General features: G+C 35.4%; 13 protein-coding genes. 9 read left to right on the forward strand and 4 right to left on the reverse strand.

Annotation, left to right across the window (positions count from 1 at the left end; all coding sequences use genetic code 11):
• Position 1: 1 nt before the first annotated feature.
• From ccoN to P178_RS0117955, 9 genes are all read left to right on the forward strand, one after another.
• Complete coding sequence (gene ccoN / locus P178_RS0117915; protein ID WP_027067527.1) at positions 2–2,200, forward strand: cytochrome-c oxidase, cbb3-type subunit I; 2,199 nt, start codon at positions 2–4, stop codon at positions 2,198–2,200.
• Between the two features lie 12 nt (positions 2,201–2,212).
• A complete protein-coding gene (locus P178_RS0117920) occupies positions 2,213–2,404 on the forward strand; it encodes a cytochrome c oxidase subunit IV (RefSeq protein WP_027067528.1) in 192 nt (63 codons plus the stop codon).
• Positions 2,401–3,357, forward strand: coding sequence for a cbb3-type cytochrome c oxidase N-terminal domain-containing protein (locus P178_RS0117925; RefSeq protein ID WP_027067529.1), 957 nt, complete (start codon positions 2,401–2,403; stop codon positions 3,355–3,357). Before P178_RS0117920 ends, P178_RS0117925 begins: the two co-directional genes overlap by 4 nt.
• A 47-nt stretch (positions 3,358–3,404) precedes the next feature.
• Positions 3,405–4,823 (forward strand): cytochrome c oxidase accessory protein CcoG, encoded by a 1,419-nt coding sequence (gene ccoG, locus P178_RS0117930; RefSeq protein WP_027067530.1) that lies wholly within the window; start codon positions 3,405–3,407, stop codon positions 4,821–4,823.
• A 16-nt stretch (positions 4,824–4,839) separates the two neighbouring features.
• Positions 4,840–5,286 (forward strand): FixH family protein, encoded by a 447-nt coding sequence (locus P178_RS0117935; RefSeq protein WP_027067531.1) that lies wholly within the window; start codon positions 4,840–4,842, stop codon positions 5,284–5,286.
• A 3-nt stretch (positions 5,287–5,289) separates the two neighbouring features.
• Positions 5,290–5,994, forward strand: coding sequence for a sulfite exporter TauE/SafE family protein (locus tag P178_RS0117940; RefSeq protein ID WP_027067532.1), 705 nt, complete (start codon positions 5,290–5,292; stop codon positions 5,992–5,994).
• 28 nt (positions 5,995–6,022) lie between these two features.
• Positions 6,023–6,514, forward strand: a complete 492-nt coding sequence (locus P178_RS0117945; RefSeq protein ID WP_027067533.1) for a hypothetical protein — start codon at positions 6,023–6,025, stop codon at positions 6,512–6,514.
• 64 nt (positions 6,515–6,578) lie between these two features.
• Complete coding sequence (locus P178_RS22325) at positions 6,579–8,033, forward strand: vanadium-dependent haloperoxidase (RefSeq protein WP_081819471.1); 1,455 nt, start codon at positions 6,579–6,581, stop codon at positions 8,031–8,033.
• Between the two features lie 191 nt (positions 8,034–8,224).
• Entirely contained in the window at positions 8,225–8,659 is a 435-nt protein-coding gene (locus tag P178_RS0117955) for an RrF2 family transcriptional regulator (protein WP_027067534.1), read from the forward strand.
• A 17-nt stretch (positions 8,660–8,676) separates the two neighbouring features.
• On the opposite strand, the gene P178_RS0117960 is transcribed toward P178_RS0117955, so the two are convergent.
• The 4 genes from P178_RS0117960 to P178_RS0117975 are packed head-to-tail and all read right to left on the reverse strand — an operon-like array spanning position 8,677 to position 12,638.
• Positions 8,677–9,900, reverse strand: a complete 1,224-nt coding sequence (locus P178_RS0117960) for a hypothetical protein (protein WP_036147112.1) — start codon at positions 9,898–9,900, stop codon at positions 8,677–8,679.
• Between the two features lie 14 nt (positions 9,901–9,914).
• Positions 9,915–10,697 carry an ABC transporter permease gene (locus P178_RS0117965; protein WP_027067536.1) on the reverse strand — a complete coding sequence of 261 codons (783 nt, stop codon included), beginning with the start codon at positions 10,695–10,697 and terminating at the stop codon, positions 9,915–9,917.
• Positions 10,690–11,400 (reverse strand): ABC transporter ATP-binding protein, encoded by a 711-nt coding sequence (locus P178_RS0117970; protein WP_027067537.1) that lies wholly within the window; start codon positions 11,398–11,400, stop codon positions 10,690–10,692. The genes P178_RS0117965 and P178_RS0117970 overlap by 8 nt, the downstream gene beginning before the upstream one ends.
• Positions 11,397–12,638 (reverse strand): nitrous oxide reductase family maturation protein NosD, encoded by a 1,242-nt coding sequence (locus tag P178_RS0117975; protein WP_036147115.1) that lies wholly within the window; start codon positions 12,636–12,638, stop codon positions 11,397–11,399. The genes P178_RS0117970 and P178_RS0117975 overlap by 4 nt, the downstream gene beginning before the upstream one ends.
• Between the last annotated feature and the right edge of the window lie 95 nt (positions 12,639–12,733).

Below are 12,733 nucleotides of genomic sequence, written 5' to 3' on the forward strand. Positions count from 1 at the left end.
TATGGAAGTACAGCAGTTTTATTACGATAACAAAATCGTGAAAAATTTCCTTTATGCAACCATGTTCTGGGGTATTGTAGGTATGTCTGTAGGCTTATTATTGGCCTTTATGTTCATGTTCCCCAATTTAACAGATGGTATATCATGGTTAAGTTTTGGTCGCTTACGCCCGTTGCACACCAACGCGGTAATTTTTGCATTTGTAGGTAATGCTATCTACGCAGGGGTCTACTACTCTACGCAACGTCTTCTAAAGGCGCGTATGTATAGTGACTTTCTAAGTAAATTCAATTTTTGGGGCTGGCAGGCAATTATTGTAGCCGCCGCTATAACCTTACCTTTAGGATACACAAGTTCTAAAGAATATGCTGAACTTGAATGGCCTATTGATTTAGCTATCGCTGTAGTATGGGTTGCTTTTGGTGTTAACCTTATTGGTACGATGATCAAAAGAAGACAGCGTCATTTATATGTTGCTATCTGGTTTTACCTAGCAACTTTTGTAACTGTAGCGGTACTTCATATTTTCAATAGTTTAGAATTACCTGTTAGTGCATTAAAAAGCTACTCGGTTTACGCTGGTGTTCAAGATGCGTTGGTACAATGGTGGTACGGCCATAATGCGGTTGCATTTTTCTTGACTACTCCGTTCCTAGGTCTTATGTATTACTTTGTTCCTAAAGCGGCCAACAGACCGGTGTACTCTTATAGACTATCTATAGTTCACTTCTGGTCATTGATTTTTATATATATCTGGGCAGGACCACACCACTTATTATATTCTGCTTTGCCAGATTGGGCTCAGAATTTAGGTGTTGCCTTCTCTATTATGCTTTTAGCTCCATCATGGGGTGGTATGATTAACGGACTTCTAACTTTAAGAGGTGCTTGGGATAAAGTACGTACCGATCCTGTTTTAAAATTTATGGTTGTTGCAATTACCGGTTATGGTATGGCAACCTTTGAAGGTCCTTTACTTTCTCTTAAAAACGTAAACGCAATTGCCCACTTTAGTGATTGGATTATTGCTCACGTACATGTTGGAGCATTGGCATGGAACGGTTTCTTAACCTTTGGTATGATCTACTGGTTGGTACCTAAAATGACCAAGAATAAATTGTTCTCTATCGGTTTGGCGAACTTCCACTTTTGGATCGGTACTTTAGGTATTATTCTATATACCCTACCTATGTATGTAGCTGGATTTACACAAGCTTTAATGTGGAAAGAATTTAATCCAGATGGTACTTTGGTTTATGGTAACTTCTTAGAAACCGTACATGAAATTATGCCTATGTACTGGATGCGTGCCATTGGTGGTAGCCTTTACATTGTAGGAGCTTGTGTTATGATTTATAACGTTGTTCGTACTATTAAATCTGGAAGTACTATAGAAGATGAGTTAGCGGAAGCGGCTGCACTTACACGTGTTTCTAAACATAGAACAGCAGGTGAAACTTTCCATACTTGGTTAGAGCGTAAGCCTATTCAATTAACCATTTTAGCTACCGTAGCTATTTTGATTGGTGGTATCATACAAATTGTACCTACCATTTTGGTGAAATCTAACATACCCACAATTACCAGTGTAAAACCATATACTCCTTTAGAATTAGAGGGTCGTGATCTATATATTCGTGAGGGTTGTGTAAGTTGTCACTCTCAAATGGTTCGTCCATTTAGAAGTGAGGTTGAACGTTATGGTGAATATGCCAAAGCTGGTGAATTCGTTTACGATCACCCATTCCTTTGGGGTAGTAAACGTACTGGTCCAGATTTATTAAGAATTGGGGGCAAGTACTCTGACAACTGGCATTTAAACCATATGTATGATCCACAAAGTACATCGTCTGGTTCTATTATGCCTTCTTATTCTTGGATGATACGTGATGAGCATGACCGTAGTGATATACAAGCTAAAATGGAAGCTATGGTAACTTTGGGCGTTCCTTACTCAGAAGAAGAAATTGCAAATGCTGATGCTCTAATGGATGCACAGGCAGAGAAAATTGAGAAGAACTTATATAGTGATCCCGATTTTGCAAGATCTTACGAAGCTGACAAAAAATATGCTGCAGAAAACGGTGAAGAATTCATAGAAATGAGAGACCGTGAAATTGTATCCTTAATTGCTTACCTACAAAGATTAGGTACAGATATTAAGGTGAAGGAAACTGGTGAATTATTATCTGATAAATAAAACTAAAAAATCATGTTCAAATTTGTAAAAGGTTACATGGAAACAATAGATGGTGTAGCAACCTACCCCATGATATCATTACTTATCTTCTTTGTGTTTTTCACATTGTTATTCTGGTGGGTAATTACAGCCTCAAAATCATACATAAAAGAAGTTAGCGAATTGCCTTTAGAAGAAGATAACCAACTAAACAACGAATTATGAAAAACAATACAGCCTGGTGGTTAAGAATAACAGTAGCTTTTTTCTTGGTCATCGTACTCATGGAAGTTTATATTGATAGTGGAGACAAGCCGGCTTTTCTAGCCTACCCTACTATGATGTTCGGTTTTATGGCACTTATCCTGTTACTATTAATAGCTATTGCCTTTATTGTACAAGCCATTGAAAATGTGCTTTACAATACACTTGACGAAGAAGCAAAAGTTCGTTATCTAGCTGCTAAGGAAGAAAAATGGGAATGGACATGGGGTAAAAAAATGTACAACAAAATGTTGGGCACTAAACCTATGGAGGCAGAAGGTGAAATTATACTAGATCACGACTACGATGGTATTCGCGAGTTGGATAATAATTTACCGCCATGGTGGGTATATCTATTTTATGCTTCTATTGTTTTTGGCGTAGTATACTTACTTCGTTTTCATGTCTTTAACGACTATAACCAAACTATGGAATATGAACAAGAAGTAGCTGCTGCTCAATTAGAAATTGAGGAATACAAAAAAACAGCAAAAGGTCTTGTTGATGCCAATACGGTCGAACTTTTAACTGATGCATCAGACCTTAGTGCCGGTAAAGGCATTTTTGAAGGTAACTGTGTTGCCTGTCATATGGCTGATGGTGGCGGTGGAATTGGACCTAACCTAACAGATCAAAACTGGATTCTTGGTGGCGGTATTAAAAACGTATTTCACACCATATCTGAAGGTGGTCGTGATGGTAAAGGTATGATCGCCTGGAAACAAAACTTAAAACCTGCAGAGATTGCACAGGTAGCAAGTTATGTCTTAAGTTTTCAAGGTACTACAGCTGCCAATCCAAAAGCACCTGAAGGTGATATATGGGTAGACCCAAATGCGCCCGCACAAGAAGCTCCAGCTGAACAAACAATGCCAGAAGTAGCAATTGATTCTGCTTCGGTTACCATGAACTGAATACAATGAGAGTGTAAAACCTCTCAAAGCACATAAAGAGAGAGAAAATGTCGCAAGATCAAGATAATTTTAGAGATTCCATAGGCACCATTAAAGAAGATGGTAAGCGTGCTTGGGTATTCCCAAAAAAGCCAAGTGGTAAACTTTACGAGTACCGTAAATATGTAAGTTACGTGCTGCTTGCCTTTTTGATATTTTCTCCCTTCATTAAAATAAACGGCAACCAATTTTTAATGTTCAATGTCTTAGAAAGACGTTTTAACATTTTTGGTTTCCCTTTTTATCCACAAGATTTCCACCTCTTTGTAATCTCAATGATTATTGGAGTAGTTTTCATTGCGCTATTTACAGTAGCCTTTGGACGTATTTTCTGTGGATGGATGTGCCCGCAGACTATTTTCATGGAAATGGTCTTTCGTAGAATAGAATTTTGGATCGATGGAGATCGCGGTGCTCAAATTCGCCTAGACAGACAAGAATGGAACGCAGAGAAGATTCGTAAACGTACATTGAAATGGTTTATCTTTTTTATTATATCATTTATCATAGCTAATGTATTTCTTGCATATCTTATTGGTAGCGATCGTTTAATTCAATATATAACAGATGGTCCTACTCAACATGTAAGCACCATGGTTTCGCTGTTGATTTTTACAGCGGTATTCTATTTTGTTTTCGCTTGGTTTAGAGAGCAAGTGTGCATTATTGCCTGTCCTTACGGACGTATGCAAGGGGTTTTGTTGGATAACAAATCTATTGTTGTTGCTTATGACCATAAACGTGGAGAAGCTGAAAACGGTAGAAAAAAATGGCGTAAGAACGAAAATCGCGAAGAACTTGGCCATGGTGATTGTATAGACTGTTTTCAATGTGTAAACGTTTGCCCTACGGGAATAGATATTAGAAACGGAACGCAACTAGAATGTGTAAACTGTACTGCGTGTATTGATGAGTGCGATACCATAATGGAAAAGGTAAATCTACCTAAAGGATTGATCCGATATGCAAGTGAAGATGAAATCACCAAAAAGGAAAAGTTCAAATTTACACCACGCTTAAAAGGATATACCGCAGTACTGGTAATTTTAACCGGAGTCCTTGTTGGTATGATGTTCTTAAGAAATGATTTGGAAGCAAATATTCTTAGATTACCTGGTCAACTTTACGAACATAAAGAAGGGAATATCATTAGTAATGTGTTTACCTATAAATTATTGAACAAAACCACTAAAGCGGTTGAAGATGTACATTTTGAATTAATGTCACCTAAAGGTGAAATTAAACTGGTACGTACTGATAATTTTGATGTTCAACCAGAAGCTCTAGCAGAAGGTACATTGTTTATTGAGATTAATGCAGCAGCTTTGAGCGGTGACAAAAACAACCTTAAAATAGGGGTTTACAGTAAAGACAAGTTAATAGAGACCACTACCGCTCGCTTTTTGGCACCACGTAGTTATAAATAGATTTAAATAGAAAAATATGAAAATTAATTGGGGTACCGGTATTGTAATTGCCATAGTTGCATTTATTAGTTTCATTATGTTTTTCGTGGTTACAATGACTACAAGCCATAATGCCAACCATGATTTGGTTACAGAAGAGTATTATAAAGCTGAACTTGGATATCAAAAAGAGATAGATGCAGAGAAAAATGCTCAAATTGCACCTACGCAAATACAATTAAAAAATTCTCCTGAAGGATTATTAATTCTTTTTCCTGAAGGTTATGATGACACTAATGTTACTGGCACGGTGTCCCTTTACAGACCATCCAACAAGAATTTGGATTTTGACTTGCCCATAAGTTTATCCGATTCACATTTGCTCATACCTGACAATCAATTGTTGGATGGTCGATGGGACATTAAAATATTTTGGAAACACGAAGGAAAGGATTTTTTACATAAAGAGAGTATAACATTTTAGTACATGCTATTATCTGCCCTCATATTAGGATTCATGGGAAGTTTGCACTGCGTAGGTATGTGCGGACCCATAGCCTTTATGCTTCCGGTAGATAGAACAAACAACTATAAAAAATTCGGTCAAATATTTATATATCACTTTGGACGATTATTAGCTTACGGTATCATAGGTCTGATATTTGGCTTACTTGGAAAGGGGCTTTCAATATTCGGATTACAACAGAAACTCTCTATTGCCATTGGGGCGTTAATGATTCTGGTAGTTTTAATTCCTTATAAAACCTTCAATAAATACAATCTTTCCAAACCCATTTATAAAATTATATCAAAAGTTAAAAATCAACTGGGGAAAGAGCTGAAGAAAAAATCACCAGATACCTTTTTAACCATAGGTTTCTTAAACGGGTTTTTACCATGCGGATTGGTGTACATGGCGCTTTTTGCTTCAATAGCAATGGGCGACGCATTACAAGGTAGTCTTTACATGGTTCTTTTTGGTGCAGGTACCCTACCCTTAATGACCGCTGCAATTTATTTTAGTAATCTACTAAAAGGTGGTGTACGTCAAAAAGTACAAAGAGCTATTCCTGTTTTTGTAGTTATTATTGGTATACTTTTCATTCTAAGAGGTCTTGGTCTTGATATACCTTACGTATCACCAGCACCTGTAACAGAATTAGCTTCAAGTGCCATAGAGTGTCATAATTAATGGCTTTTGCCAAACTAACATTACTAATATGAAACCGTTACCGAACGAAATTGTGCTTCGCCCTAGGTTTCAATTAGATATACCTACAACCAAAGAAATTGTTCTTTTAAAATTTGAAAAAACAAAAGAAGCACCATTTTTAATAAAACGATTAGATGAGCATATATTCATCAAATTCAATCAAAAAGAACATCACTTTTGGTCACCTCAGCTTCACTTAGAAATTGATGAAATTGATTTGCACAGCTGTCGGTTACATGGCGTATTTGGTCCCAACCCTACTCTTTGGACATTCTTTATGTTCATACATTTCGTAGTTGCTACACTTTTTATAATTGTTGGTATCTGGGCATATGCCAGCGCATCTTTAAACAGAACGTACCATATACAAATAGGTATTATGGTAATATTAGTAGTAATATGGTTTGTACTCTATTTTGCAGGCAGAAGCGGTAAGAAAAAAGGGAAACCACAAATGCATCAATTAAATGATTTCATACAGAATGTTCTTACAGCCTAAATTTTAGATTTTTCACTGTCTTCATTATATTTGATAGTCAACCAACAACCTATAAACCAAACACATGATAAGATTCTTACTCTTAGTTTCAGCCTTTGTTTTGTTGAACACAGAACTCTCTTTTTCACAGCAAAATGTAGAAGAACCAAAGGGAACTGAAAACATAGCCTATAAATGGGGAAAAATGGCGTTGGATGCAACGGCTTCCGATACCGAAAAATTTAAACCAAGACCTACGATAACCTCTCGCTACCTTGGTTTAATCTTTGTCTCTATTTTTGATGCTTGGTCTGTATATGATGAAAATGCAATTCCTGTTTACCTAAAAAATGTAGAAAGAAGACCATTAGCAGAGCAAACACTTTCAAATAAAGAAATTGTTATTAGTTATGCCGCTTTTGGTGCCATGAAAGAATATTACTATTCTGATACAGAAATGTTCAGGAAATTTATGGTTGAATTAGGTCTTGATCCAGATAATACTTCTACTGACCCTACTACTCCTGAAGGTGTTGGTAATTTGGCAGCTAAATCAACAATAGAAGCAAGAAAAAATGATGGCAGTAATCAATATGGCGAAGTAGAAGGATCTAACGGAGAGGCTTATTTTGACTATACTAATTATAGCCCGGTAAATACTGCAGATGAAAGTATAGACATCAACCGTTGGCAACCTAAATACTTTTCTGATGGAAAAGGCGGACAATATGCACCAGGATGCCTTACTCCTTACTGGCAAAAAGTAATTCCTATCACCATGACATCGGCTGATCAATTTAGACCAGGCCCGCCACCAATGGTAGGATCAGAACAGTTAAAAAAAGAAGTTAAAGAAGTTGTTGATCTACAGGCCAACCTTACCGATGAAGATAAAGCTTTGGTCGAATTTATGCGAGACGGACCACAGTCTGTTCAACAAGCGGGACACTGGTTGAAATTTGCGCAAGATGTTTCTCGCCGAGATAACCATACCCTTGACCAAGATGTAAAAATGTATTTCTTAACCGAAATAACCGCAATGGATGCCTTTATAGCTTCTTGGGATTCAAAAATGTACTACGACTATGCTAGACCTTACGCTCTTGTACATGAATATTACAAAGACAAGATGATTAAAGCTTGGGGCGGACCTGGTGTAGGTATTGTTGAAATGAAAGGACAAGAATGGAGACCTTATTCTCCTGATATTTTTCTTTGCCCACCGTTTCCTAGTTACACATCTGGTCATAGTACCATTAGTGGTGGTTGTGCAGAAATATTGCGCCTTTTTACCGGTGATGATTATTTTGGTGAGTCTATTGAATTGGTACCAGGAACTTTAACAGAAATAGATTCTGCATTCTACGGAAAACCTGTTACCATAACTTTCCCCACATTTACCGAAGCCGCAAACATGGCGGGAATGTCTAGAGTAATGGGCGGTTACCACATACAAGCAGATAATATAGCAGGTTTAGAATTAGGTAGAGACGTTGCTAAACAGGCTTGGGTGTTCTACAACAAGCATTTAGGGAATTAAAAGAATTTAATTTCATAAAATAAAAAAGAGAGCCCGGTTTGGACTCCATTTTTGATAGTAATTAATTTTATTTTATGATATAATTCATATTCTAAAAAACCATTATTACTGATATTTACATGATATAGACTAACTCCTATGATTTCATTCAGGAATAGCGTTTATATTTTTAATCTATAACACATTTGTCAATGTTTTCAAAAGCCTGCGAATACGGAATTAGAGCTTCGACGTACATAGCCTTAAAATCACTAGATGATACTCGTGTAAACTTTAAAGAGATTGCGGAGAAGATTGATTCACCTGCTGCCTTTACTGCTAAAGTTTTACAACAATTAACTAGAAGCAATATCATTAGCTCGGTAAAAGGTCCGTCTGGAGGTTTTGAGATTGATAAAATCAAAATTCCTGAAATAAAACTTAACCAGATTGTGCATGCTATAGATGGTAACAAAGTTTATGAAGGTTGCGGTCTGGGTCTTAAACAGTGTAACGCTAATAAACCTTGTCCCGTTCACGATAGATTTGTTCAAATGAGAAATGATTTGCGAGATATGCTAGAGAATACAAGCCTTTATGATTTAACTATGGGTATAGAAGAGGGACTCACCTTTTTAAGACGTTAAAAGAGCTTTTTTAAACATTAGTGCTTAGTTTTAAGTCTGTAACTACTTAATAATATACCAATTACAGCCACTAATATAACTAGACTTGCTATAGCCAAAATGACTATATATTCTGAGATTAAAGTACTCTCTTGCCATGACACAATAGCTTTATAAAAAATAAGTGCTTCTGTAAGCAAAAAGCCAAAAACATATAACCAGAGCATTTTTTTGTTCAGACATAGTAATTTAAAATAGTCCAAAAAAAGAAATAAGCTTAGTGTTACTACCCCTAAAAACGTCCAATGTAAATAACCGATTGTAAAATCTAAATACGTTACTGCCAAATTAGCAAAATACGGCACAGAACTTAGTAATTGCAATACCATTTTAACCGCCCAAAGGATTGCTACTATTGTTAAAATATTTTGATGTAATAAAGAAAATATTCTTTCCTTATTCAGTTTAGCTTCCCTTAAGAAAATCACTAAATTATAAAATGCCCAAAGCTGTAATACTGCCCCTAGCCCACCAAATACATAATACAGTGCCGAAGGTTGTGAAAATAGAGTTGAAAGAAAAAAAGAGAAAATGATACCCAAATTAAATCCTATAAAGATGTTATTATAACTTCTTTGAGGTAAAATATGGTGCTTTTTTTCAATAGCATATAATAAAACAGCAATAAGTGCCATAATCATCCAACCATTATAAAGAAAATGGAGATAAAAGTAGATTGCTAAACGATACCATATAGAGGTAGCTCCAAGGGTATTCATTATAGCTCCCAAAGCCCATGGACCAATACTAGAAAGTAGTAGGTAGAAAATGGCAGACTTCGCAAATTTTAATGATGGCGCGGTACTAAACTTTAAAGGAATATACTTAAAAAAGAACCAAGAAAACCAATAAGAGGCAAATAGAAATAAGGTTGAAAAAATAATAGAGAATGCAGCATATCCATGAAAAGGAAAGGTGAACAGCATACCCAATAAGGTGATTTGTGTAAACCAGAAGATTCTCCGATACGTTTTATGAACTTTTGCATTACTTAAATAAAGCTTATACAGTAATGTCGTGAGTGCCAAATATACCCAACCCAACAAAGCTATATGAGAATGGGTATGAACTATAAACTTATAGGTAATAGGAATTTCAAGCACCTTAAAAAACCTTAAGACACAGCCTAAGAGCGCAGCTAAAACAAAATACCCCAGTGCTAACTTCGTGTGTGTCTTAAGATTAATTGTTTGTACCGCCATTTTATGGGGCTAAGTTAAAAGTCTTTTTTCTTAGATACGAACACCAATCGCCAAATTGGTAATAACGTCCATAATATAAGCATAAAGATAGACACAAAGAGACCTTGATCTGTACCAAAAATTTTTTTGAAAACAGCACCTGTATATCCCAAAAGTGCGGAGATATCTAACTTTAAAAGTATTAAGGTTCGCGATAAATCTATTGGATTAAAAATGGTTGCACCAAGAGAAAAACTATCTAACGGATACTCTTTAAAAATAATTAAAAACATCAGAAAAAGTCCGTCATAAATTACTGCCATAAACAACCACAGCAAAACAGCATACCCAAAACCTTTAATTTTATTTTCATTAGACAAGGCTATATTAAAAGCTAGTACAGTGAAAATTAAAGTTAAAAAAGCGCCTGTTACCAAGAGCAGGGTAAAGTCAAAAATAGCATCACTCTTTAATAAGCCGTAAAGTACAAACGGAATACCAAGCCCTAACACCAAGCTTAAAGTTAAAGAGCCCGCAACACCAAAGTATTGCCCTAAGAAAATAGAAGAACGTTTAACCGGCTGTGCCAATAAAAGCTCTGTAAACTCTTTTGAATTATAAAAATACATGATACCAAAGATGGTACTAATTAAAGGCACTAGAATTATGATAACGTTCATTAGAGTTATGATTGCCTTTGAAACATCATTGTTCAAGAATAGCAATACAAAACCTAACAATAGGTAAAACAAAAAATAAACGTAACTCCATCGGCTACGAATTAGGTCGTAAAAACTGTATTTTAATATTTTAAGCATGAGCTGGTGTGGTTGCTATCGCCGCTATGGCATGTTCTAAATCTGTTTGTCCCGTTTTGGTTTTCAGTTCTTCAATACTTCCTTTGAAATAAATATTACCTTCTAACAAATAGACAATTATATCTGAAACTTCTGCTACGAACTGCATAATATGAGAAGTAATCAATACTGTTTTATTCATTTCTTTTTGTTCTCTAATGAGGGTTTTCAAATGAATTAAAGATGCTGGATCAAGACCCGTTGTAGGCTCATCTAAAATCAACAACGGACTATCAAACATAAAAGCTAAAACGATATTCACTTTCTGTTTTGTTCCTCCTGATAAGGTTGAGAGTTTTTTATCTAAAAATGGTTCTAGTTTAAAAAGCGTTATCAATCTATCTTCATCACTTGGGCTCTGTCTAAGATCTTTGATCATTCGAATAAGCTCGTGCACTTTTAAGTTACCCGGAAAATTTGCTATCTGTGGTAGATAATCAATCTCTTTACGGTATTTCCAGCTATTTTTAATTGATTTTCCCAAAACAGAAATACTTCCCTTATCTGGTACCACCATACCCAAAACACTCTTAATCAAGGTAGTTTTACCCGAGCCATTAGGACCCAAGATGGCAAAAACACCTGGTTTCTCAATGTTGAGATCTAAGTCTGAAAGAACAATGTTCTTTCCAAATTTCTTCTGTAAACCTTCAATATGAATCATTTTACTTTTGTCATTAAGGGGTTGGCATCCAATAAATTGTCTGGTGTAAACACTGGTGATACTTTTTCAGAAAAATCAATAATATCCATAAAAAGACTTCGTAGGAGAACAATAGACTCTGGTGTTTTATTCACGATATAAGAAAACAATTTTACAGGGCGATACGGCACGTCTCCAATTCCGTCCTTATCCAAATCATAACCTGTATAATCACTCCAATAATTACTGTCAAATACATTATCATTTAACTTACCGTCATATGATATATCAAAACTGTTATACAAGAAATTATTTCCCTTAAAAGAATTGGCATAACAAGCACCAAGTACTTTAATACCCCATCCGTTATTTATAAAATTATTCCCTTTGTATTCAATTCTGTTAGAACCTTCTATATGTATGCCAATAGTGTTCTCCTCAAAGGTATTTTCAATTATTTTCGCATCATTGATTTCTTTTAACAAAACACCAAAAGAAGCTGTACCCCAGTTTTTACGAAAAGTATTGCCTTTCATTATTATTCCCTTAGAGAACATAACCGCTACCCCTGCTCCATTATTTTCAAAAAGGTTATTGGTATAAACATCATCATCTGAAAACATAAAATGTAGACCGTATCTTAAATTACCTGTGCTTTTGTTATTGTCTATTGTAATATTATCAGAAAACTCTAAGTAAATACCATCTCTTGCGCCTTGAACAATATTATTGCTGACCTCAACATGGTGCGAGTACCAAAGTTGAATTCCATTTCCGGAATTATACTCGTCTTTCGCATCTCCTATTATTTTATTGTGATAGACTTTACCGTAATTAGATTTTTCTAAATAAATACCAAAAAATAATTTTTCTAGTACTACATTCTGAATTAGAAAATTTTCACTTTTAACTACTCGGATTGCAGCATAATCCGTGGTATAGCTAGTACCTACATTGATGATAAAAAAGCCATCTATCGTTACACCATCTGATACAATACGTATAATTTCTCCTTTCTCTTCTCCATCAATTATAGGATAATCCTCTCCTATTAAAGTCAATGGTTTATCTATTAGAATATTGTGCTCTTTATAAGTTCCTTTTTTCACTAGAAGCGTATCAAACTCCATAGCTATTTTAACTCCTTCTGAAATAGAATTTACCTCACAACTATCGCAAATTATAATAGGTTTCGCCCATAGATTTGCAGTTACCATAAGTACTAACGTAAAAATTAATAAGCTTTGGTATCGTATCATGTTATCACTAATAAATTTACCTACTGGTTTATGCTTTGATTGGGTTTGTTGGTAATGTAGAACTGATATTGTTTTTCTTTAAGAAAATACTATAT

Origin of the sequence: Maribacter sp. Hel_I_7 (genome assembly GCF_000688315.1) — a bacterium.
In the GTDB taxonomy this organism is placed as follows: Bacteria; Bacteroidota; Bacteroidia; order Flavobacteriales; family Flavobacteriaceae; genus Maribacter; species Maribacter stanieri.

Coding starts and splice junctions, on each gene's coding strand:
- P178_RS0117945 (WP_027067533.1), top strand. CDS start 6,023: ATGAAACCGTTACCGAACGAAATTGTGCTTCGCCCTAGGTTTCAATTA.
- P178_RS0117955 (WP_027067534.1), top strand. CDS start 8,225: ATGTTTTCAAAAGCCTGCGAATACGGAATTAGAGCTTCGACGTACATA.
- P178_RS0117935 (WP_027067531.1), top strand. CDS start 4,840: ATGAAAATTAATTGGGGTACCGGTATTGTAATTGCCATAGTTGCATTT.
- P178_RS0117975 (WP_036147115.1), bottom strand. CDS start 12,638: ATGATACGATACCAAAGCTTATTAATTTTTACGTTAGTACTTATGGTA.
- ccoN (WP_027067527.1), top strand. CDS start 2: ATGGAAGTACAGCAGTTTTATTACGATAACAAAATCGTGAAAAATTTC.
- P178_RS0117970 (WP_027067537.1), bottom strand. CDS start 11,400: ATGATTCATATTGAAGGTTTACAGAAGAAATTTGGAAAGAACATTGTT.
- P178_RS0117965 (WP_027067536.1), bottom strand. CDS start 10,697: ATGCTTAAAATATTAAAATACAGTTTTTACGACCTAATTCGTAGCCGA.
- P178_RS0117940 (WP_027067532.1), top strand. CDS start 5,290: ATGCTATTATCTGCCCTCATATTAGGATTCATGGGAAGTTTGCACTGC.
- P178_RS0117925 (WP_027067529.1), top strand. CDS start 2,401: ATGAAAAACAATACAGCCTGGTGGTTAAGAATAACAGTAGCTTTTTTC.
- P178_RS0117960 (WP_036147112.1), bottom strand. CDS start 9,900: ATGGCGGTACAAACAATTAATCTTAAGACACACACGAAGTTAGCACTG.
- P178_RS0117920 (WP_027067528.1), top strand. CDS start 2,213: ATGTTCAAATTTGTAAAAGGTTACATGGAAACAATAGATGGTGTAGCA.
- ccoG (WP_027067530.1), top strand. CDS start 3,405: ATGTCGCAAGATCAAGATAATTTTAGAGATTCCATAGGCACCATTAAA.
- P178_RS22325 (WP_081819471.1), top strand. CDS start 6,579: ATGATAAGATTCTTACTCTTAGTTTCAGCCTTTGTTTTGTTGAACACA.